Source organism: Rhodococcus sp. NPDC076796, from assembly GCF_040702765.1.
Taxonomy (GTDB): Bacteria; Actinomycetota; Actinomycetes; order Mycobacteriales; family Mycobacteriaceae; genus Rhodococcoides.
In genome coordinates this window covers 662458-684638 of the sequence record NZ_JBFBMS010000003.1, presented here as the reverse complement: position 1 = coordinate 684638, position 22181 = coordinate 662458, and the positions used below count along the sequence as shown (strand labels likewise).

20 protein-coding genes are annotated in these 22181 nt (G+C 65.2%); 12 read left to right on the top strand and 8 right to left on the bottom strand.

The window, feature by feature from the left end; translation table 11 throughout:
- Positions 1-3 precede the first annotated feature (3 nt).
- Complete coding sequence (locus tag AB0366_RS13450) at positions 4-1482, top strand: histidine kinase N-terminal domain-containing protein (protein ID WP_366244317.1); 1479 nt, start codon at positions 4-6, stop codon at positions 1480-1482.
- Positions 1483-1603: 121 nt separating this feature from the next.
- Here the strand turns inward: AB0366_RS13450 and AB0366_RS13445 are convergent, their stop codons facing one another.
- Positions 1604-1858 (bottom strand): WhiB family transcriptional regulator, encoded by a 255-nt coding sequence (locus AB0366_RS13445; protein ID WP_032366305.1) that lies wholly within the window; start codon positions 1856-1858, stop codon positions 1604-1606.
- Positions 1859-2123: 265 nt separating this feature from the next.
- Positions 2124-3077, bottom strand: coding sequence for a diacylglycerol kinase family protein (locus AB0366_RS13440; RefSeq protein ID WP_366244316.1), 954 nt, complete (start codon positions 3075-3077; stop codon positions 2124-2126).
- Positions 3078-3204: 127 nt separating this feature from the next.
- Here AB0366_RS13440 and AB0366_RS13435 point away from each other — a divergent pair, with 127 nt between their 5' ends.
- The gene (locus AB0366_RS13435) at positions 3205-3633 is read left to right on the top strand and encodes a hypothetical protein (RefSeq protein ID WP_366244315.1); all 429 of its coding nucleotides are present in this window, start codon (positions 3205-3207) and stop codon (positions 3631-3633) included.
- 9 nt (positions 3634-3642) lie between these two features.
- Here AB0366_RS13435 and AB0366_RS13430 read toward each other — a convergent pair whose 3' ends face one another.
- Entirely contained in the window at positions 3643-4119 is a 477-nt protein-coding gene (locus tag AB0366_RS13430; RefSeq protein WP_366244313.1) for a GNAT family N-acetyltransferase, read from the bottom strand.
- Positions 4116-4757, bottom strand: a complete 642-nt coding sequence (locus AB0366_RS13425) for an acid phosphatase (RefSeq protein ID WP_366244311.1) — start codon at positions 4755-4757, stop codon at positions 4116-4118. Before AB0366_RS13425 ends, AB0366_RS13430 begins: the two co-directional genes overlap by 4 nt.
- 180 nt (positions 4758-4937) lie before the next feature.
- On the opposite strand from AB0366_RS13425, the gene AB0366_RS13420 reads away from it, so the two are divergent.
- On the top strand, positions 4938-6404 hold the full coding sequence (locus AB0366_RS13420) for a DHA2 family efflux MFS transporter permease subunit (protein ID WP_366244310.1): 1467 nt from the start codon (positions 4938-4940) through the stop codon (positions 6402-6404).
- A 59-nt stretch (positions 6405-6463) separates the two neighbouring features.
- On the top strand, positions 6464-7258 hold the full coding sequence (locus AB0366_RS13415; RefSeq protein ID WP_366244309.1) for an AAA family ATPase: 795 nt from the start codon (positions 6464-6466) through the stop codon (positions 7256-7258).
- Positions 7259-7279: 21 nt separating this feature from the next.
- Here the strand turns inward: AB0366_RS13415 and AB0366_RS13410 are convergent, their stop codons facing one another.
- Positions 7280-8533 (bottom strand): hypothetical protein, encoded by a 1254-nt coding sequence (locus tag AB0366_RS13410; RefSeq protein ID WP_366244308.1) that lies wholly within the window; start codon positions 8531-8533, stop codon positions 7280-7282.
- 9 nt (positions 8534-8542) lie between these two features.
- The gene (locus AB0366_RS13405) at positions 8543-10066 is read right to left on the bottom strand and encodes a DEAD/DEAH box helicase (RefSeq protein ID WP_366244307.1); all 1524 of its coding nucleotides are present in this window, start codon (positions 10064-10066) and stop codon (positions 8543-8545) included.
- 440 nt (positions 10067-10506) lie between these two features.
- On the opposite strand from AB0366_RS13405, the gene AB0366_RS13400 reads away from it, so the two are divergent.
- Positions 10507-11229 carry a ferritin-like fold-containing protein gene (locus tag AB0366_RS13400; RefSeq protein ID WP_366244306.1) on the top strand — a complete coding sequence of 241 codons (723 nt, stop codon included), beginning with the start codon at positions 10507-10509 and terminating at the stop codon, positions 11227-11229.
- Positions 11230-11358: 129 nt separating this feature from the next.
- Positions 11359-11586, top strand: coding sequence for a DUF3107 domain-containing protein (locus AB0366_RS13395; RefSeq protein WP_032397679.1), 228 nt, complete (start codon positions 11359-11361; stop codon positions 11584-11586).
- A gap of 72 nt (positions 11587-11658) precedes the next feature.
- Here AB0366_RS13395 and AB0366_RS13390 read toward each other — a convergent pair whose 3' ends face one another.
- Positions 11659-12312 (bottom strand): TetR/AcrR family transcriptional regulator, encoded by a 654-nt coding sequence (locus AB0366_RS13390; RefSeq protein ID WP_121872522.1) that lies wholly within the window; start codon positions 12310-12312, stop codon positions 11659-11661.
- Between the two features lie 300 nt (positions 12313-12612).
- Between AB0366_RS13390 and AB0366_RS13385 the strand changes: the two genes are divergently transcribed.
- The 3 genes from AB0366_RS13385 (at position 12613) to AB0366_RS13375 (ending at position 15867) form a co-directional block, all read left to right on the top strand.
- Positions 12613-13692, top strand: coding sequence for a DUF3152 domain-containing protein (locus AB0366_RS13385; protein WP_366244305.1), 1080 nt, complete (start codon positions 12613-12615; stop codon positions 13690-13692).
- Between the two features lie 93 nt (positions 13693-13785).
- The gene (gene moeZ, locus AB0366_RS13380; protein WP_366244304.1) at positions 13786-14952 is read left to right on the top strand and encodes an adenylyltransferase/sulfurtransferase MoeZ; all 1167 of its coding nucleotides are present in this window, start codon (positions 13786-13788) and stop codon (positions 14950-14952) included.
- A 60-nt stretch (positions 14953-15012) separates the two neighbouring features.
- Positions 15013-15867 carry a TIGR02569 family protein gene (locus AB0366_RS13375; protein ID WP_094675282.1) on the top strand — a complete coding sequence of 285 codons (855 nt, stop codon included), beginning with the start codon at positions 15013-15015 and terminating at the stop codon, positions 15865-15867.
- Here the strand turns inward: AB0366_RS13375 and AB0366_RS13370 are convergent.
- Positions 15857-16567, bottom strand: coding sequence for an FCD domain-containing protein (locus AB0366_RS13370; protein ID WP_366244303.1), 711 nt, complete (start codon positions 16565-16567; stop codon positions 15857-15859). The two genes, AB0366_RS13375 and AB0366_RS13370, sit on opposite strands and share 11 nt — an antisense overlap.
- Before the next feature lie 81 nt (positions 16568-16648).
- Between AB0366_RS13370 and AB0366_RS13365 the strand changes: the two genes are divergently transcribed.
- From AB0366_RS13365 to nirB, 3 genes are all read left to right on the top strand, one after another.
- Positions 16649-17890: an MFS transporter gene (locus AB0366_RS13365; protein ID WP_366244302.1), complete on the top strand. Its 1242-nt coding sequence runs from the start codon at positions 16649-16651 to the stop codon at positions 17888-17890.
- 238 nt (positions 17891-18128) lie between these two features.
- Positions 18129-19520 carry a nitrate/nitrite transporter gene (locus AB0366_RS13360; RefSeq protein WP_366244452.1) on the top strand — a complete coding sequence of 464 codons (1392 nt, stop codon included), beginning with the start codon at positions 18129-18131 and terminating at the stop codon, positions 19518-19520.
- A gap of 61 nt (positions 19521-19581) precedes the next feature.
- Positions 19582-22077, top strand: coding sequence for a nitrite reductase large subunit NirB (gene nirB, locus AB0366_RS13355; protein ID WP_366244301.1), 2496 nt, complete (start codon positions 19582-19584; stop codon positions 22075-22077).
- Positions 22078-22181: the final 104 nt, after the last annotated feature.

Below are 22181 nucleotides of genomic sequence, written 5' to 3'. Positions count from 1 at the left end.
CTCGTGTCGACCCTCAGTGACCTTCTGGCCGAACACACCGACCTCCCCGGTGTCGCGGTCGACCATCTTCAGCGCGTCGTAGGCGAGTGGCAGCTGCTGGCCGATCTTTCGTTCGCCGACGTGCTGCTGTGGGTCGGCACCGACGACGTGTCCAGTGGGACTGCCGACGTGCTCTGTGTGGCCCAGTGCCGGCCGACAACCGCGCCGACGGTCTTCACTCACGACATCGTGGGAACGACGATCTCCGAATCCGAGCACCCCGACGTGATGGTCGCGCTGCAGCAGCGGGAAATCGTGCACGGAGGAGTCGTGACGCGGACCGAGAGCATTCCGGTGCGCTGCGGAGAGCACGTCATCGCGGTGCTGACCCGCGACACCAATCCCGCGCAGCTTCGACCGCCGAGTGCCCTCGAGGTCGCTTATCGGGAATGTGCCGACGACCTGTGTCTGATGATCAGTGAAGGGACGTTTCCCACCCCGGAGGAGCGCACCGATGTGAACTCGTCCCCCCGCGCAGGCGACGGATTCATTCGCGTCGATACCGAGGGGCGGGTGGACTACGCCAGTCCCAACGCCCTCTCGGCATACCACCGGATGGGATTGACGACGGAGTTGTCCGGTCGAGATCTGGCGTCGGTCACGCGGTCTCTGGTCACCGACCCGTTCGACTCGCAGGAGGTGGCCGATCACATCCGATCGTCGCTCAGCGGCAACGTGGGCCACCGGATGGAGGTCGATGCGCGCGGTGCCACCGTTCTCGTGCGCACGCTGGCTCTGCAGCCCCGGGGGAGGTCTGCCGGTGCGGCCGTGTTGATCCGCGATGTCACCGAAGTGAAGCGACGCGATCGTGCTCTGCTCAGCAAGGACGCGACCATCCGGGAGATCCATCATCGGGTGAAGAACAACCTGCAGACGGTGGCTGCGTTGCTCCGGCTGCAGTCTCGTCGACTCGAGAACGAGGAAGCGCGCACGGCGTTGTCCGAGTCGGTCCGTCGGGTGACCTCCATTGCACTCGTGCACGAAATGCTGTCGATGTCGGTGGACGAAGAAGTGGACCTCGACGAGATCGTCGATCGTCTGGTGCCGATCATGCTGGACATCGCGACGGTCAATCCGAGGGTTCGAGTGGTGCGCGAGGGCAAACTCGGAGTCTTCTCGGCCGAACGGGCGACGCCCCTGGTGATGGTGCTCACCGAGCTGGTGCAGAACGCGATGGAACATGGATTCGACGCCGGGTCGGCCGGTGTCGTCCGAATCGGAGCCGACCGGTCCGCGAAGTGGCTGGACGTGGTCATCCATGACGACGGTCGCGGGTTGCCCACCGGGTTCTCCCTGGAACGCTCGGACGGTCTCGGGTTGCAGATCGTGCGCACGCTGGTCTCGGTGGAGCTGAACGGATCGCTCGGCCTGCATCCGGCGGCGGGTGGGGGAACCGACGCGCTGCTGAGGGTTCCTCTCGGACGGCGTGTGCCGAGGCCTTGATGCACGTTCGGTGAACAGTGCGTAACGGGCTCTTCGCGGTACGCAGACGGCCCGTGGAACGCAGAAGGCCCGGTATCCGCCGTGGCGGATACCGGGCCTTGCCGATTGCTGGTTGCGCGTCCTAGACGGAGCTGCGTGCGCGCGTACGTGCGTTGCGTCGCTTGAGTGCACGGCGCTCGTCTTCACTCATTGCGCCCCATACTCCTGCGTCCTGGCCGGATTCGAGTGCCCAGGACAGGCATTCAGCGGTGACGGGGCACCGAGTACAGACGACTTTGGCATCGGCGATCTGCGCGAGCGCCGGACCACTGTTTCCCACCGGGAAAAATAGTTCCGGATCTTCATCGCGACAAATAGCCTTGTGGCGCCAGTCCATCCTCTGCTCCTTACCGGGCGCCGAAGCGCCGTTTCGTTTCTCTTCTGTTCACGAGTGGGTAACCAATGTTTCCGCACTGTTGCTTGTGAATGCTTTCACGAACTCAGGTGAAGTCAAGGGGTACGCGCGTGACCGTGGTCAAGCTCACTCTGTTAGGCTCGCTTTAGCCTTCTGCGCTCCTTTGTACCCCGAGTGAACAGATTTCGCTCGTGATTTCGCGAGAACTACGCTGTGTGCCGCCCCATATGCCCAGGGACAAGCCCTCTCAGCGGCTCGGCGCAACCACTTCCAGCGCGTCGGGAGTCGAGAAGAACTCCGCCTCGGTGCGTTCACCCAGGTAGTCCCCGTCCATCTGCAAACCGACCGGCTCCGCCGAAGAGATTCGGACACTCGGTACATCGTCGATCCGAATCAGCTTGCGGGACTTCGGTTCTGCCCCCTTCGCGAGCAACTGGCGAGACACCCGCAGCGTGGGAAACAGAGCAGTGGAGCACATACCGAACACTCCGAGACCCGAATCGAAACCGGTACCCGGATTCGTGTGCACCGGCCGCTCGTTCAGATACGTCCACGGACTCGAATTCGACACGAACGCATAGTGGACACCCTCGAACGGATCCTGCCCGGGGACCTCGACCGTCAACCGAGCAGGCCGTCGCTTGTGCTTGAAGAACTCCTGCACCGCCGACCGCAGATAACGCGTCGCAGAGACCGGCTTGCCATCCTTGCGACTGGCATCGATGGCCCGACACACATCCGCATCGAGTCCCATACCCGCATTGAACGTGAACCAGCGATTACCGGAATGCCCCAACCCGATCGTCCGCCGTGCCCGCGCATCGAGCAGACCGATCAACTGATTCGTCGCCGCAACCGGATCCGCCTCGATCCCCAGCGACCGCGCGAACACATTCGCACTACCGCCCGGAACGACCGCGAGCGGCGGAATCGCACCGATCGTCACCGCCTGCATCGACGTCGGCAACGGCACCCCGAGCAAACCGTTGATCACCTCGTTGACCGTCCCGTCACCACCGTGAACGATCACCAGACCCATCCCGTCCTCACGGGCACCCCGAGCAAGCTCCGACGCATGATCACGATGAGTCGTCTGCGCAACCGTCACCCGCACCCGACTCGACAACGCATGAGCCAACAGATCCCGAGCCGCAGCCGTCGTAGAAGTCGCATTGGGATTGACGATCAGCAGCGCACGCACGAGGACTGACACTAACCGGGTCGTTCCGCAGGCTCCACTCCGGTCACCTGGGTCGTTCCGCAGGCTCCACTCCCGGCTTGCCTAGGTCGTTCCGCCGGCTCCACTCCCGGTTGCCTAGGCTGGACGCGTGTCCACCTCACCCGAGAACCTCACCCCTCCGGCCACGTTCAGATCCGCCGGGGCGCTCGTCGCAGCGCAGGGCGTGGCGTCGTTGGTGGCCGCGATAGTCCTACTCGTCCGAGCGTTCTCCGGAGAAGGGGACAACGCCGTGGCCAACGGCTACGGCACCGCGGGGTGGTTCGGCGTCCTCGGTATCGGAGTGGGGGCGGCGGGCGTCGCCCTGATCCTCGGAAAGCGGTGGGGACGGTCCATCGCCACCGTCGTACAGCTGCTGCTGCTCCCCGTCGTGTGGTCGCTGTTGACCGGATCGCATCAGACCGTCTACGGCGTCGCCCTCGGAGCAGTGGTCGTCGCCGTACTCGTGTTGCTGTTCAGCCCGCCGTCCTCCCGGTGGATGGCCGCCGAATACAGCGACGTCGACGACGAGCTCCGTTGAGATAGTCGTTCAACGCGCCCGGGTGGCCAGTTCTGCCAATGCGTCCTCGCTCAGGCGGAACGTGGTCCACTCGTCCTGCGGCTCTGCCCCGAGCGATCGGTAGAAGCCGATCGACGGGGTGTTCCAGTCCAGAACCGACCAGGCCAACCTCGTGTACTGCCGATCGACGCACTCGGCGGCCAACGCGGCGAGCAGTGCGGTTCCGAAGCCTTCTCCCCGCGCAGCGGGCTGCACGTAGAGATCCTCCAGATAGATTCCGTTGACACCGTCCCAGGTGGAGAAGTTCAGGAACCACAGCGCGCACCCCACCACCGTCCCCTCGTGCTCGGCGACGTGTGCGAACACCGACGGCTGCGCCCCGAACAGCGCAGACCGAAGCTGCTCGTCTCGAACGGTGCACAGCGAGGACGACTTCTCGTACGCGGCGAGTTCGTGCACCAGAGCGGTGATGGCGGGAACATCGGCCTCGGCGGCGCGGCGAATCATCCTGGGTTTCCTTTCGGTGCCGTGGCGGCGGTGAGAATCGACGGGTGCACGTTGTGCGCCACGAGCTGGCGAAACGAATGCTCGAAGCCGAGCAACGAATAAGCAGCGGGCGAGAGGGCGAAGCGTTTGCCCTCGGTGATGGGTGCCTCGGTCCAGCCCGCGATCAATGCGCGCGAGAAGTGGCCGTGGCCGACCAACACGACGTCGCGGCCGCTCAACAACGGCAGGACGACCGAGAGCACCAGCTCGACGCGCACGGCGATGTCGCCGATGGATTCACCGCCCGGGCACGGATGCGTCCAGACGGTCCAGTGCGGCACCGTCTCGTGGATCTGCGTCGAGGTGATGCCCTCGTAGTCGCCGTAGTCCCACTCCGACAACGCATCCCACGTTCGATCGACCTGCAGGCCCGCGAGCTCGGCGGTTCGACGAGCGCGCTCTCGCGGGCTCGTGATCACCAGGGGATCACGCAATTTCAGTAGTCGGAGGAGTGATCCGGCCTCGACGGCCTGTTGCTCGCCGGTACTCGTGAGAGGGACGTCGGTGTTGCCGGTGTGCTTGCCTGCCAGCGCCCATTCGGTCTCGCCGTGCCGGAGTAGAACGACTCTGCCGGCCTCGACGCCGCCGTGTGTGGTCATGCAACGATCATGCCTGCCCGCAGGATGTGGCTCTTGTCATAGGTGGCCTGCGGATGTGTCCGATTTGTCGATTGAGTACGGACCTACCGGCCGGTTACTCTCGTTGCGATTCTTCACTTTCTCGGGCGACACAGGTCTGCCCGTCGTGCCTCACAGCTCCTTCTCATCGCCTGGAGAACCATGACCGACCTGCACAAGCCCGCGTCGCCCGATGCTCCGGAGAAGCTCGACGGTGCGTTGTTGAAGATCGCCGGGGTCGTCGTCCTCGGGGCCATCATGTCGATTCTGGACGTCACCGTCGTCAGCGTCGCGCTCCGGACGTTCACCGACGTCTTCGACACCACCTACGCCAACGCCGCGTGGACGATGACGGGTTACACGCTCGCCCTGGCCACCGTCATACCCCTGACCGGGTGGGCTGCCGATCGGTTCGGAACCAAGCGCCTCTACATCACCGCGCTGGTGCTGTTCGTCCTCGGTTCGGTGCTGTGCAGCTTCGCCTGGGACATCACCTCGCTCATCGTCTTCCGAGTGCTGCAGGGACTCGGCGGCGGCATGCTGATGCCGCTGGGCATGACGATCATGACGCGCGCCGCAGGCCCCGAGCGGATCGGGCGCGTGATGGCCGTGTTGGGCGTCCCGATGCTCATCGGGCCCATCGCAGGACCCATCCTCGGAGGCTGGCTGATCGAGGCAGCGAGCTGGCACTGGATCTTCCTCATCAACCTGCCGATCGGCATACTCGCCCTGATCGCGGCCGTGGTGATCTTCCCCAAGGACAACCCGACCCCGTCCGAGTCCTTCGACTTCCGCGGCATGCTGATGCTCTCGCCCGGCCTCGCACTGTTCCTCTACGGCGCGTCCTCGGTCGTCGAAACCGAAACCATTCTCGCGGTCAAGGTGCTGGTCCCGGTCATCGTCGGGCTCGTGTTGATCGTCCTGTTCGTTTTCCATGCCCTGCGTGTGCAGCATCCGCTGATCGATCTACGGCTGTTCGGGAACAGATCGCTCACCGTGGCCGTGATCACCACGACGCTCTTCATGGTCGCCTTCATGGGTGCAGGTCTGCTGTTCCCGAGCTATTTCCTGCTTCGCGGCGAAACGACGTTGACGGCCGGGCTGCTGCTCGCCCCACAGGGCATCGGCGCGATGATCGCAATGCCGATCGCCGGAGTGATCGCCGACAAGTTCGGTCCCGGCAGGATCGTGCTGGTGGGCATGGTGCTCATCACCGCAGGGATGGCGGTGTTCACGCAGGTCGGCACCAACACGTCCTACACGCTGCTCATCGGCGCACTGTTCGTCATGGGCCTCGGCCTCGGTTCGACGATGATGCCCATCATGACGGCCGCCCTGCAGACGCTGACCGACGACACAGTTGCACGTGGCTCGACGTTGATGAACATCGTTCAGCAAGCGGCCGGCTCGATAGGTACCGCGCTGATGTCGGTGGTGCTGACCGCTCAGCAGAAGCCCGCACTGACTGCGACCAGCCAGGTCGAGGCGTTCGACATCTCGGCCAGAGCGTTCGGCACCACCTTCATGGTCGCGCTGGTTCTGATCGTCGTCACGTTCGTTCCCGCGTTCTTCCTGCCCCGGACGAAGCACGTGACCGAGCGGTCCGCGGCACCGATCGCGCTGCACTGACGCGCCCGAGAGATGCCGAACCCTCGCTCATCGGCTCGATGTAGGCAAGGATCAGGGCCGTGACGACAATTCTCGCGGTAGCGAATCAGAAGGGCGGCGTCGCCAAGACCACCACGGTGGCTTCGCTCGCGGCTGCGCTGCATGCTCTCGATCGACGAGTCCTGGTGGTCGACCTCGACCCGCAGGGCTGTCTGACGTTCTCGCTCGGACACAACCCGGACAAGCTCGATTCCTCGGTGCACGAAGTGCTGACCGGGGACGCGAAGGTCGAGGACGTCCTGATCGAGACCGCGGAAGGGATCGTGCTGCTGCCGGCGACGATCGATCTCGCCGGCGCGGAAGCGTTGCTGTTGATGCGTGCGGGTCGCGAATTCGCACTCAAGCGGGCGCTCGCACCGATCCTCGAGGATTTCGATGTCGTCGTCATCGATTGTCCGCCGTCGCTGGGAGTGCTGACCCTCAACGGCCTCACCGCCGCACAGTCGGTGCTGGTGCCCCTGCAGTGCGAGACTCTCGCGCATCGCGGGGTCGGGCAGTTGTTGCGAACGGTGTCCGAGGTGCAACAGATCACCAACCCCGACCTGGCGCTGCTCGGTGCCCTGCCCACACTGTTCGACGCCCGCACCACGCACAGCAGGGACGTGCTCGGCGATGTCTCGGACCGCTATTCGTTGCCGGTGCTCGCGCCGCCGATTCCGCGGACCGTACGCTTCGCCGAGGCCAGTGCATCGGGCGCGACGGTACTTTCGGGCCGAAAGAACAAGGGTGCGCAGGCCTATCGAGAACTCGCCGAGAATTTGCTGGCGTACTGGGACGGCGAAGCCGATCTGAAGACCTACGATCCGGCGGAGTAGAACGAAGCTCGTGCGAACGAGTCAGCCGAGCGCGACCACGTCGGAGCCGCGTTGCTCGACGACCACATCGCCGATCACCGACATCTGTATCGGGCCGTCGTAATCGCCTCGGTCGACCGGAATGTCGGCCGCCCTGACACCGGTGGAGAGATCGACCACCGAGATGCCGTCTGGCACGGGTACGAGGAGTCGTCCGGCCATGACCGCTCCACTCCCGAGGGCTCCGGGGACGGTCCACAGAGGACCGAGGTTGTTGGAATCGAAGGCCTGGACTCCCGCGCCGGTGAACCAGGTGAGCACCGAACCTGCCTTCGTCGCAGGGAAATTGGGGGAATCCGGGGTAGGGGAGGAGCCGGCCGGGAGAGCGAATTCGGATATTCGCGCGGCCGCGTCGTCGTAGAATCCCACCCGGTCGGGTGCGCCGTTCTCCGCTGGAATGTACAGCGCGACAATGCTGCCCGTGATCGCGACGATCCGCCCGGCAGTCGGTGCGCCGGACTCGGGTAGGAGTTCCGGTACCACCGTCGACCCGTACTCCTCGGGTTCACTCGCGTCCTCGGGCGCAGGATTGATCAGCGACAATCTGGCAGCGGCCTCTCCCGGGCACTGTTCGAGCACGGCCGTACGTGAGTTCGTCGACGCCGAGGACAGTAGTGTGCATCCGGTTCTCGGCTGACTACCCGGATTGACCGGGGCATCGACTCGACCGTATTCGAGGGTGCGCACCAGGTCCGACCGCCACAGTTCCATGCGGGTGTCGCCCCTCGACGTCACATAGGTGCCGTCGGAGGACAGTCGGACCGCATCGTCGGCGTCGGATGTGCGCTGGGCCTTGCGTTCTCCGGTGGGCCCGTCGAGTTCGGTCACCTGAGAGCAGCCGCGGTCGTCGCGGTAGACCGCGACCGCGGTGTTCCACGACGCGACCACCGAGCAGAGCGGGAGATCGCGTGTGTACGACCAGGATTGCTCACCCGACCGTGGATCGCGGCCGAGGACGGAGCCCCCGTCCGCAGTCACCACCGTGGATCCGGTGACGACAGGAAGCGGGGTTCGCGTCGAATCCGTCGCTGCACTCGGCGCGCGCCACAATTCCGTGAGCGCAGTAGGCACCGCGGTCGCGGGTTCGGCCTGAGGCAGTGGCTCCTCGGCCGGGATCGAGGTAGTTCCGCGAGCATCACCGGTGAACCACGCGATGCTCGCGGCGACAACCACCACCACTGCGATGACGGCGGCGACGACGAGGTCGGTTCTCGTCCGACGTTCTGGAGCCAGCACGGCGGGAGATTACTCCGATGCGCTCGCAGTCGACGGTCCGGCATCGGCGGACGATCCACTGGGGCGACGACGCCTGCGGCGGCGCGGAGCAGTCTTGGTGGCCGTGTCGGTGGTCGCTGTGTCTGCCGTATCCGACTGTTCGGCAACCGAATTCGCGGCGGAAGTGGATTCGTTCGTGGTCGCGGAGGATCCGGCGGCGTTGTCGCCGTCCTGTCCTGCGCGGGTGCGCCTGCGACTGCGCGAGCGGCGCGGCTTGGTCGACGACGACGCGTCGGCCGCAGGCGCTGGCGTGCTCGCCCGGCCGTCTTCGTCCGCCTTCTCCGGGGCGCGCGAGGGTGCCTTGCGCACGGTGCCGGTGGCGTCGGTGGCGATACCGAGGTCGGTGAACAGGTGCGGCGAGCTCGAGTAGGTCTCGACCGGATCCGGCATGCCGAGATCGAGCGCCTTGTCGATCAGCTGCCAACGGGGGATATCGTCCCAGTCGACCAGAGTGACCGCGATGCCGGTGCGTCCTGCGCGGCCGGTGCGGCCGATGCGGTGCACGTAGGTCTTCTCGTCCTCGGGGCACTGGTAGTTGATGACGTGGGTGACGTCGTCGATGTCGATACCGCGGGCTGCGACGTCGGTAGCAACCAGAACGTCGATCTTGCCCGTCCGGAACGACTTGAGGGCTTTCTCGCGCTGGACCTGGCCGAGGTCACCGTGCACGGCACCGACCGAATATCCGCGTTCGGCCAGTTCGTCGGCGACCTTCTGGGCGGTGCGCTTGGTGCGGGTGAACACCATCGTCGCGCCGCGACCTTCGGCCTTGAGGACCTTGGCAACCATCTCGACCTTGTCGAGGGCGTGGGCCCGGTAGACGTGCTGAGCGGTGCGGTCGTGGACGGCCGAGGACTCCGCCTCTTCGGCGCGGATGTGTGTCGGCTGAGTGAGGAACGTCCGAGCCAGGGTGATGATGGGGCCGGGCATCGTGGCGGAGAAGAGCATCGTCTGACGCTTGTCCGGAACCATGCCGAGGATGCGTTCGATATCGGGGAGGAACCCGAGGTCGAGCATCTCGTCGGCCTCGTCGAGAACCAGGACCCCGACCTTGCCGAGGATCAGGTGGTTCTGCTTGGCGAGGTCGAGCAGTCGGCCCGGGGTGCCGACGACGACGTCGACGCCGTTCTGCAACGCGCTGATCTGCGCCTCGTACGGACGGCCACCGTAGATGGAGAGCACCTTGACGGGGCCGTTCGCGCCGCTGAGGTACTTGGACGCGTTCTCGAGGTCGGAGCTGACCTGAACGCACAGTTCACGCGTCGGCACGATCACCAGGGCGCGGGGGGTGCCGTCGAGCGGGGAGGTGCCGGAGTTGTCCGTGGCGAGTCGGTGCAGCAGGGGCACGCCGAAGCCGAACGTCTTGCCCATTCCGGTACGTGCCTGACCGATGAGGTCGTCGCCCGCGATGGCGAGCGGCAGCGTCAACTCCTGGATGGCGAACGTGCGCTCGATTCCCATCTCGGAGAGCGCGCGAACGATGGTGGGGTCCACGTTCAGCTCGGCGAAAGTCGGTGGTACGTGCGTGTCGTCCAGCTGCGCCGACAACGTGGTGTCGCCGGTGTCGGACTCTTGGTCGATGACTATCTTGCTCAGGGGACTGGCCTTCCTCGTGTTCGAACGTGCGCACGAGGAAGGGCATAGGCCTATTGCCGGCCGAAGTCGATGCCCTCGATCCGATGTGATGTCGCCGTCAGCCTCAGCGCGGCCGCGAACTGCGATGTCCGCTGCGGCGAAGCTGTCGAGGCGACCCGGATCAGGTGCGCACACATTATCGATGACCGTCGCGTGCTTCTTCGGTCCGTTTCATCGGTCCGCGAGCGACGATCGAGCACCATGGTAGCTTGCCGAACGGAATTCTCCATTGTCGGCAGGTCACGGCAGGTCCGGCGCGCGCCGCGACGAGGCACCCGGCACCGGACTACGATTGCCACATGGGAGCCCATTCGTCGGAGCCGTCGTCCGCAGTTTCACCCACCACCCTCGTCGAGTCGGGCCGAGTCGAGCCGGCGATCGCGCACGATCATCCCGGTATTCCGGATCTGTTCGCGGTGCTCGCCTACGGTGAGATCTCCGCGTTCTATCGCCTGGCGGAAGACGCTCGAATGGCTCCGTCCATGGAAGGTCGCGTCGCGCTGGCGAGCATGGCCGCTGCGGAGATGAGCCACTTCGAGACGTTGCAGAAGGCCTTGTCGGACCGCGGTCTCGACGTGTATGCCTCCATGGATCCGTTCGTTCGCGCCCTGGACGAATACCACGAGTCGACAACTCCGTCGACGTGGTTGGAGTCGTTGGTCAAGGCGTACGTGGGCGACGGCATCGCGGCCGATTTCTACCGGCAGATCGCGCACAGTCTCGACCCCGACGTGGCCGAGATCGTTCGCGACGTGCTCGCCGAGACCGGACACTCGGAGTTCGTCGTGCACGAGGTGTCCGACCGGGTTCGTGCGAGCTCGCAGGACAAAGCACGACTGATGCTGTGGGGTCGTCGTCTGCTCGGTGAGGCCATCACCCAGGCGCAGTTCGTGCTCGCTCGCCGCGAGTCTCTGACCGACCTTGTCATCACCGCGTCGGGCGACCTCAACGGAGTGGTCGCACTGTTCGATCGCATGCAGGAACAGCACGCGGAACGGATGTCCTCACTCGGCCTGGACTGATCGCTGTGGCCGGTGTTCGCCGACAGCACAGGGCGGTGTTCGCTGACAGCACAGGGCGTCGGACGTCTGGGGCGACGCCGCTGCACTAGCCTGGCGTGAGCAGAGTTGTCGAGAGTTCGGAGGTTGACCGTGGAGGTCAAGATCGGTGTTTCGGAGAGTTCCCGTGAGCTCGTCGTGAACAGCACGCAGTCCCCGGCCGAGGTCGAAGCGCTCGTATCGACCGCCTTCGCCGGTAAGGACGGAGTGCTGTCTTTGGAGGACGAGAAGGGACGCAAGTTCTTGATTCAGGCTTCCAAGGTGTCGTACGTCGAGATCGGTCCGTCCGATGCTCGGAAGGTCGGCTTCGCGACCGCCTGAGGCGGCTCGGAACGCACTACACGCCCCTCACTCGCATCGAGTGAGGGGCGTGTTGCGTTCGTGGGTCCGGACCTACGGTGCCTGTAGAGGAACGTGTGACAGACCGCCCCAGGCCAGCGACACCGTGGTGTCGACGGCGTCTTCCTTGGAGATCGGCCGGTCGGCTTCGAGCCAGTACCGAGCGGTGAACTGGCTGGCACCGACCAGGCCGACAGCCAGTACGCGGGCCCGGTAGGGATCGAGTCCGGAGTCGTGGGCAACCAGGTCGAAGACGGCGTCGACACACGCTTCGGTGGCCTGCTCGACGCGCGCATTGACCTGCGGGTCACCCATCAGATCGGACTCGAAGACCAGGCGAAATCCCTGTGTGTCGGTGTCGACGAAGTCGTAGAACGCCAGCACCGCGGCACGAACGCGCTGCCGATTGTCCGTGGTCGAGCGCAGGGCCTGGCGTACTCCTGCGATCAGGGTGTCGACGTAGCTCTGCAACACCGCCAGATACAGCTCGAGTTTTCCGGGGAAGTGCTGGTACAGGACCGGCTTGCTGACGCCTGCGCATTCTGCGATCTCGTCCATTCCGGATGCGTGATATCCGCGGGTCACGAATATTTCGCTCGCAGCAGCGAGCAGTTGCGCCCGACGGGCATCGCGCGGCAACCGTGCGCTGCGGCGATTGCCGGTGGTGGCCGGCCGGTCGGAAGACCGCCGGTCGTCGAGATCTGTCATAAATTCTGTTCCCATCCGCGTCGACAGCTGCGCTCGTCTTGGTTCGACAACGAACGGTCCGGCATGAACTTCCGGCGGGTAGCCGTCGGTTCGGACCGTTCGTAGCGCAGATCACGCGCAACGATACTCGTGGCCGACTGCACCCACGGGATCCTGGGGGACCGTTGCGGAAAGTGCGCAATACCGGATCATGTCGAGCGGTTTGTTCGTACGATGTTTCCGTACCGAAAACCCGATAGTTCCGTTCCCGGTATCGGCGTGCCGAGCAGCGGGCGGTGAGGATTGTGAGATCGTGATCGAGTGACTGACCGAGGCGGGCCGCGTATCCGCGGTGGTGTGCAGTCGGGCGGCGTCGACGGCAATGACGACGATCGGTCGGACGACTTCCCACGCACCGTGGGAAGTCGCGGGTCGCATCAACCGCTCCGGGCGCAGTGGGACCCGACGCAACGCGAGGTCAAGCAACGCAGTCGTCGACCGGATCGTGACATCAAGAAGCAGAGCAAGCTCGGAAAGTTCGCGTCCACGTACGGGTGGCGGGCGTACGCGGTTCCGATTCTGATCGTGGTGACCGCGCTCGTCGTGTTCGATGCCGTGCGTACCGGTGACCCCGTCACCGGCACTGCAGCGCAGTCCACCAACGCCGATCCCGGATTCGGCACCTTGAGTTCGGATACGACGTCGGGTACCGGGATCATCGGTGTGCCGCCGCAGGCCGACGGCAACTTCGCGGCGTCGATCTCGTCGGGTGAACTACCCGACGGTGGTCCGTTCGCGGTGCAGGGAGCCGGAACGTGGCGCACCGTGCCGGGCGCCACCGAGCAGGTGGGTCAGGGGACCGAGCGGGTGTTCACCTACACGGTCGAGGTCGAGGACGGCGTGGACACGGTCGGGTTCGGCGGGGACGAGTCGTTCGGCCGTCTCGTGGATCAGACGCTCGCCAACCCGAAGAGTTGGACCAACGACCCACGGTTCGGGTTCCGGCGAATCGATCAGGGCGACCCCGACTTCAGGATCTCGCTGACCTCGCAATTGTCGATTCGGCAGGCCTGTGGCTACGACATCCAGCTCGAGGTGTCCTGCTACAACCCCGGCATCGAGCGAGTGGTGCTCAACGAGCCGAGATGGGTGCGCGGAGCGATCTCGTTCCAGGGCGACATCGGCTCGTACCGTCAGTACCAGATCAATCACGAGGTCGGCCACGCGATCGGTTATCAGCAGCACCAACCGTGCGAGACCGACGGTGGGCTCGCTCCGGTGATGATGCAGCAGACATTCGGGACGTCCAACGACGACATCGCGCGACTGGACCCTGCGGGCGTCGTTCCGATGGACGGCAAGACGTGCCGATTCAATCCGTGGCCCTACCCGCGAGGCTGATCGGCTGGGTTCAGGACAGGCCGGGGGATTAGATTCGAACGTGGCGCGCCGGGTATTCGGTCGCCGTGTCGAGTCGAGGAGCGTCGCTGCGTCGTGGTCCACCTACCCCCGCTGGTCGAACCCGCAGGCGAACTGACGCCCGAGGACGTCGCCCGATACAGCCGGCACCTGATCATTCCCAGTGTAGGAACCGACGGTCAGAAGCGACTGCGCAACGCCCGCGTGCTCGTCGTCGGTGCCGGGGGACTCGGCTCACCTGCGCTGCTGTACCTCGCAGCCGCCGGTGTCGGAAGTCTGGGCATCGTGGAATTCGACGATGTCGAACTGTCGAACCTGCAACGGCAGATCATCCACGGTCGGTCCGACGTGGGTCGTCCGAAGGCCGACAGCGCCAGGGACTCGATTCTCGAACTCAACGACGGCGTCGACGTGACGCTGCACCGTGTTCGGCTCGACTCGTCGAACGCACTCGAGCTCTTTCGGCAGTACGACCTCGTGCTCGACGGGACCGACAACTTCGCCACCCGATACCTGGTCAACGACGCCGCCGCATTGGTCGGAATCCCGTACGTATGGGGCTCGATCTACCGGTTCGAGGGGCAGGTGTCGGTGTTCTGGGATCAGGCCCCCGGCGACGCAGGCATCAACTATCGCGACCTGTACCCCGAGGCTCCGCCGCCGGGCATGGTGCCCTCGTGCGCCGAAGGTGGGGTGCTGGGCGTGCTGTGCGCGTCGATCGGGTCGGTCATGGTGACCGAGGCCATCAAGCTGATCACCGGAATCGGCGAGACGCTGCTGGGTCGATTGATGATCTACGACGCGCTGGCGATGAGCTATCGAACCGTCGGTCTGACTCGGGACCCGCATCGAACGCCGATCACCGAGCTGATCGACTACGAGGCATTCTGCGGAGTGGTACCGGCCACCGAATCCACCGGCGAGTCGATCACCCCGGCGGAGCTGCACGCGATGATGGAGTCCGGTCGCGAGATTGCCCTCATCGACGTGCGTGAGCCGGTGGAGTGGGACATCGTCCGCATCGATGGTGCGCGTTCGATACCCAAGGATCGCATCCTGTCGGGGGCGGTGATGGCAGATCTTCCGCAGCACATCCCCATCGTGCTCTACTGCAAAACCGGCATCAGGTCCGCGGAGGTGCTCTCCGCCCTCGTCGGTGCCGGTTTCTCGGATGCCGCCCATCTGCACGGCGGAATAGTGGAGTGGGCCAAGCAGATCGATCCCGGTTTGCCCATGTACTGATGCGGTCCGTGTTAGCGCGTCGTCCGCAGTGGCACCGCGATCGGCGGTAGCGTGGCGCTCGTGAGCTCTGTCGAACCTCCTCAGCACGTGATCTCTACGTTCGGGCTGCGCGATGTCGAGCCTGCACCTCTCGGTGCGGACTGGGACGGTGGATGGCGTCTGGGTGACGTCGTGCTGTCTCCGGTGGCAGACCATGCCCGCGCCGCGTGGTCGGCGAAGGTGCGCGAGACACTGACCGTCGACGGGGTTCGTCTCGCGAGGCCCGTGCGCTCGACCGACGGCCGATACGTCGTGTCGGGCTGGCGCGCAGACACGTTCGTCGCCGGCGAACCGGAGCCCCGTCACGACGAGGTGATCTCGTTGTCGATGCGGTTGCACGCGGCGACCGCGCAACTCGAGCGACCCCGATTTCTGGTTCAGCCTCCCGTGGCTCCGTGGGCCGATGTGGACGTGTTCGTTGCTGCCGACAGAGCTGCCTGGGAAGCGGTTCCGCTGCGCTCTGCTCGCGGCGCCGGCGCTCCCGAGCCGTCGTCCAGTGATGGCAAGAGCAGCCTGGAATTGGTCAAACAGCTTGCGACACTGCGCAAGCCCGTCGAGTCACCCGACCAGTTGGTGCACGGTGATCTGTTCGGAACGGTGTTGTTCTCCGGAAGCGATGCTCCCGGGATCAGCGACATCACCCCGTACTGGCGTCCCGCGCCCTGGGCTGCCGGGGTGGCCGTGGTGGACGCACTGTCCTGGGGTGATGCCGACGACGGTCTGGTCGGCCGCTGGGACGATCTACCGGAATGGCCGCAGATGTTGCTGCGCGCGTTGATGTTTCGTCTCGCAGTACACGCGCTTCACCCGCGATCGACGTCGGAGGCCTTCCCCGGCTTGGCGCGAACGGCAGATCTGGTGCGCCTCATTCTGTGAGTTCCGCTGCGCGAGCTGGTAATTCCGCTGCGCGAGCTGGGGATTCGGAGAGTTCGTGGAACAGTGACCTCGCGGCCTGCATCGCACGGGCTGCGTCGCCGTCGATGACCGCCGCCACGAGCGCGGTGTGTTCGTCGACGTAATCGTCGTCGTGCTGGGTGGCGTGGTGGCGCATGGCGTCGTGGATCACCGGCAGCAGCGAATCGTAGAACTCCAGATAGATGGCGTTGTGGCTGGCCGCGACGATGGCGCGGTGCAGGCGTGCGTCGATCCGAACGGCATCGGCCAGCGGAGTCTCGCCGGACCACGCCGCGTTGCGATCGGCCAGCGCGGCCAGCATGGCACGGATGTCGGCGTCGTCGCGTCGGTCGGCCGCAAGAGCCGCCGCAGTGACTTCCAGGGTTTCGCGTAGCTCGGTGACGTCGCGGTGTCGGGCGTCCGAGAAGTACTTTCCCAGGGTTCCGCCGACGTCGGAGCACGTCATGACGAATGTGCCCGAACCCTGCCTGCGTTCGACCATGCCTGCATGAACCAGTGCCTGTACTGCTTCGCGCACGGTGTTGCGCCCGGTACCGGTCATCTCGCACAGTTCGGTTTCGGTGGGAATGCGGGTACCCACCGGCCATCGCTGCGACGTGATCTCCGCGCGCAGCGCAGCCGTTACCTGGGAAATCAGGCTCGATCGCTGGACCTGCCGCACGTGGGCTCCTCATGCCGGGGACGTTGCAGCGTCGATAGTAATACTTTGCACCCAATGATCCGGTCATCCTATGATTGCGCGGTGAGTGCGCCCACCGTCCCCGCCGGCCGAATCGTCGGTACCTCGCTCCTGCGCGGGCGAATTCTGGTCTTCGCCGCCATCGTTCTGTCTGCACTGACGCTCCGTGCGGCAGTGACGTCGATCAGCCCGCTGTTCGGCAGGATCGGCACCGACCTCGAGTTCGGTGACACGGTCGTCGGCGTCGTCGGAATGTTGCCCCCGGCGATGTTCGCCGTGTTCGGTCTGGCAACACCGTTTCTCGCCAAGCGCACCGGTCTCGAGCGGGCCGCGTTGCTGGCCATGGCGCTGACCACCATCGGCATGGCCACCCGTGCATTCGCGCCGAACACCGTCTCGTTGCTCGCCCTGTCCGCGATCGCCCTCGCCGGAATGGGAATCGGGAACGTCGTCATCCCGCCGTTGGTCAAACGGTATTTCTCCGATCGCCTCGCTGTGGTCAGCACCATCTACATCTGCGCCATGCAGATCAGCACCATGATTCCGCCCCTGCTCGCGGTCCCCATCGCCGATGCCAACGGGTGGCGGCTCTCGATCGGCGTCTGGGCGATCGTCGGCGTTGCCGCCGCACTGCCGTGGCTCGGCGTCGTGATATCCCGACGCAGCCGTGACGAGAAGGACGTCTCGGGCGAGGCCGGTTCGGCGGCAGTGCACACCCGGACCGGCGGCCGGATTCATCACTCGTCGCTGGCGTGGGGAATGGTCACGATGTTCGCGATGACATCGCTGATCACGTACTCCATGCTCACCTGGCTGCCGACGCTGTTGATCGACTCGGGTATCGGCGAAGGGCTGGCCGGCGCCTCGGTCGCCGCGTTCGGTGCGATGGGCTTGGTCACCTCGCTGGCCGCGCCGACCCTCTGTGCCAGACTGCGCAATCCCTTCGGCCTCGTCGTGGTCGCCGCGGTGTGTTACCTCTGCGGGTTTGCGGGACTGCACTGGTCGCCTGCCGCCGGTACGGTCGTCTGGGTGTGCCTGGTCGGGCTGGGCACGATGACCTTCCCGATGTCGCTGACGCTGATCAACCTCAGGACGCGCACCGCGGTGGGATCGTCCTCGCTCTCGGGATTCACTCAGGGGCTCGGCTACGTGGTGTCCTCGACCGGCCCGATTCTGTTCGGGCTGTTGCACACGCAGTCCGGCGGATGGGGACTGCCATTGACGCTGCTGACCGGATGCGTGGCGGTTCTGCTGGTCGGAGGGTTCCTGTGCTGCCGACCGAGGATGCTCGAAGACACCTGGTGACGCACAGCGACCGTTGACGCTTCATCTCACGTCGGTGCCGGTGAGCGCGTGAGACCAAGTTAATCTTTCGCGTCACCGCACGCAGCGCCGCTGCAACATGGCTTTCCTATGTTCGGTCCACACACCGATCAGGAGGCCACACGTGACCAGCCTTTCTCGCAGCGCTTCGGCAGATGCCGGCTCAGCCACCACGGCGACGGTTCCGCCCGGAACAGTCCCCGTCTCCGTCAACCATCACATCGCGCACTGGAATTCCGAGGACGTCGAGGCCTGGGAGGCCGGCGGCAAACAGATCGCCAAGCGCAATCTGATCTGGTCGGTCATCGCCGAGCACGTCGGATTCTCGATCTGGTCGATCTGGTCGGTGATGGTGCTGTTCATGCCGTTGTCGGTCTACGGCATCGACGCGGCGGGCAAGTTCTTCCTCGTGGCCGTCCCCACCCTCGTCGGCGCGATCCTGCGGATTCCGTACACCTTCGCCACGGCCAAGTTCGGCGGGCGGAACTGGACCATCTTCAGTGCTCTGGTGCTCCTGATCCCCACCGTGCTCACCATGTACTTCATGCTCAACCCGGCGTCGTACACCACGTACATCATCGTCGCGGCGTTCGCCGGACTCGGCGGCGGTAACTTCGCATCCTCGATGACGAACATCAACGCGTTCTATCCGCAACGCGAGAAAGGATGGGCGCTCGGCTTGAACGCGGGCGGCGGCAACATCGGTGTGCCCGTCATCCAGCTCATCGGCTTGCTGGTCATCGCCACCATCGGTAACACCGCCCCCGAGATCGTGTGCGCCGTCTATCTCGTCTTCATCGCGCTCGCCGCTGTCGGTGCCGCGCTGTACATGGACAACCTCGACAACCAGAAGACCAACGGGCGCTCCATGATCGACGTGTTGAAGTTCTCGGACTCGTGGTGGATCGCCTTCCTGTACATCGGCACGTTCGGATCGTTCATCGGCTTCAGCTTCGCGTTCGGCCAGGTACTGCAGATCAACTTCCTCGCCGGACTCACCGACGGCGGACCCTCGACTCCCGCTCTGCAGGCGCAGGCTTCGCTGCAGGCCGCACAGATCGCTTTCATCGGACCGTTGCTGGGATCGCTGTCGCGTCCGTACGGCGGCAAGCTCGCCGACAAGATCGGCGGCGGCAAGATCACCCTCTACACGTTCGTGGCCATGACGTTCGCCACCGGAGTTCTGGTCGCGGCCAGTACCTGGGACGATTCGACTCCGGGGGCGGCCAGCGGCACGGTGATGGTGCTCTTCGTCGTCGGATTCATCGCACTCTTCCTGCTCTCCGGAATCGGAAACGGATCGGTCTACAAGATGATCCCCGCAATCTTCGCCGCGAAATCGGTTGCGCTGCAGGGAATGACGGTTGACGAGCAGCAGCACTGGTCACGCAAGATGTCCGGCGCACTGATCGGCATCGCCGGTGCGATCGGCGCTCTCGGCGGAGTCGGAATCAACCTGGTGCTGCGGGCGTCGTACTCGGGCACCGCGAAGTCCGCCACGACGGCGTTCTGGGTGTTCCTCGTCTTCTACGTCGTGTGCGCCCTCGTCACGTGGGCGATCTACCTGCGCAAGACCAACTCCGCCGATGCCGACGCTCCGGTAGCCGTCTGAGGATCCATCACCGGCAAGAACGAAACACAGTGCACGGCAACGTAGATCGGAAGGACCCGCAATGAAGAACGCGGTAGTGGTAGGTCACGGGATGGTAGGACACCGATTCGTCGAAGCGTTGCGTGCGCGCGACGAGGCGGCCGAGTGGAAGATCACGATCCTGTGCGAGGAGGCACTGGCGGCGTACGACAGGGTGGGACTGTCGTCCTACGTCGGTGCCTGGGACCACAAGGAACTCGCTCTGGCGGGCAACGACTATCCCGGTGACACACTCGTGGAGATGCGCACCGGAGTACGGGCCGAGCGCATCGACCGTGACCACCGCACCGTCGTGACCTCGGCGGGAGACACGGTCGAGTACGACGCTCTGGTCCTCGCCACCGGTTCCTACCCGTTCGTACCGCCGATCACCGGACACGACCTGCCCGCGTGCTTCGTCTATCGCACCCTCGACGACCTCGACAAGATCCGTGCCCGCGCCGATGCCGCGGGACCGGGAGCCGTCGGTGTGGTGGTCGGCGGTGGCCTCCTCGGTCTCGAAGCGGCGAATGCGCTGAAGAAGATGGGTATGACCCCGCACGTCATCGAGTTCGCTCCACGATTGATGCCACTGCAGGTGGACGAGGGCGGCGGCGCGCTGTTGGCTCGCCTCGTCACCGAACTCGGGTTGAACGTCCACGTGGGAGTGGGTACGTCGTCGATCTCCGAGAACGACAGCGCAGGCCTGACGGTCGAACTGAGCGACGGCAACACCATCGACGCCGCGCTGCTGGTGTTCTCCGCCGGTGTTCGTCCGCAGGATCGGCTGGCCCGCGAGAGCGGCCTCGAGGTCGGTGAGCGCGGCGGCATCATGGTCGACATCGGTTGCAGTACCTCCGACCCGGCCGTCTACGCGATCGGCGAATGTGCCGCGGTCGAAGGTCGGTGCTACGGCCTGGTCGCTCCCGGATATTCGACGGCGGAGGTCGTGGCCGACCGATTGCTCGGCGGCGCAGCGCAATTCCCGGGTGCCGACATGTCCACCAAACTCAAGCTGATGGGCGTGGACGTCGCGAGCTTCGGCGACGCGATGGCGGCCACACCGGGTGCACTCGAGGTGGTGTTCAGCGATGCGCCCAAGGGCACGTACGCCAAGCTCGTCGTGACCGACGACGCGAAGACCCTCCTCGGCGGCATCCTCGTCGGCGATGCTTCCGCGTACTCGCTGTTGCGTCCGCTCGTCGGACGGGAATTGCCCGGCGACCCAGGGGCCCTGATCTCACCGGCAGCCGAACAGGTCGGTATCGGTGCGCTGCCCGACGACGCCGAGATCTGCTCCTGCAACGGCGTGAGCAAGGGTGCCATCTGCTCGGCGATCGCTGATGGAGCCTGCGATCTGGCGGCCGTGAAGAGCTGTACCACCGCGGGTACCACCTGCGGCGGATGCCTGCCGTCCATCAAGTCGTTGCTGGCGGCATCGGGGGTCGTGCTCTCGAAGTCGTTGTGCGAGCACTTCGCTCAGTCCAGGGCCGAGCTGTTCGAGATCGTTCGGGCCACGAACACCCGCACCTTCTCGTCGCTGATCGCCAAGTACGGCACGGGAACCGGCTGCGACATCTGCAAGCCCGTCGTGGCGTCGATTCTCGCGTCGACGTCCTCGGATCACATTCTCGACGGCGAGCAGGCGTCGTTGCAGGACACCAACGATCACTTCCTGGCCAACATCCAGAAGAACGGCACGTACTCGGTGGTGCCTCGGATGCCCGGCGGCGAGTGCACGCCCGAGCAGCTCATCGTCATCGGTGAGGTCGCTCGCGACTTCGGGCTGTACACCAAGGTGACCGGGGGCCAGCGCATCGACATGTTCGGTGCCCGAGTGGAGCAGTTGCCGGCGATCTGGAAGCGCCTCGTCGACGCAGGGATGGAATCGGGCCAGGCATACGGGAAGTCGTTGCGGACGGTCAAGAGCTGCGTGGGGTCCACCTGGTGCCGCTACGGCGTCCAGGACTCGGTGGGGATGGCGGTCGATCTCGAGAACCGCTACCGGGGTCTACGGTCGCCGCACAAGATCAAGTTCGGCGTCTCGGGTTGCGCGCGAGAATGCGCCGAGGCTCGCGGCAAGGACGTCGGAATCATCGCCACGGAGGGCGGCTGGAACCTGTACGTGGGCGGTAACGGCGGTCAGTCACCCAAGCATGCTCAATTGCTGGCCTCCAACCTCGACGACGCCACCCTGGTCAGCTACATCGACCGTTACCTCATGTTCTACGTGCGTACCGCCGACCGGCTGCAGCGCACGGCGCCGTGGCTCGAATCGCTCGACGGGGGACTCGATCACCTCCGTGCCGTCGTGTGCGAGGACAGTCTCGGGATCGGTGGCGAGCTCGAGGCCGACATGGAACGCCACGTCGCCGGGTACAAGGACGAGTGGGCCGGCGTGCTCGACGACGACGAGAAGCTCGGTCGGTTCGTCTCCTTCGTCAATGCTCCGGACGAGGCCGACCCCACCATCGCGTTCGACGAGTCCGGGGCGCGCAAGGTACCCGTGCTGATGGGAATGCCACGTATCGGCGCGTGAGCCGACGCGGGAGCTGACAACCGGCAGGTCACGAGACTGAGTGCATGTGCACAGACGAGTAATCGCGACTTAACGGGCCAGAAACACAAGCAACGTGGAATAGC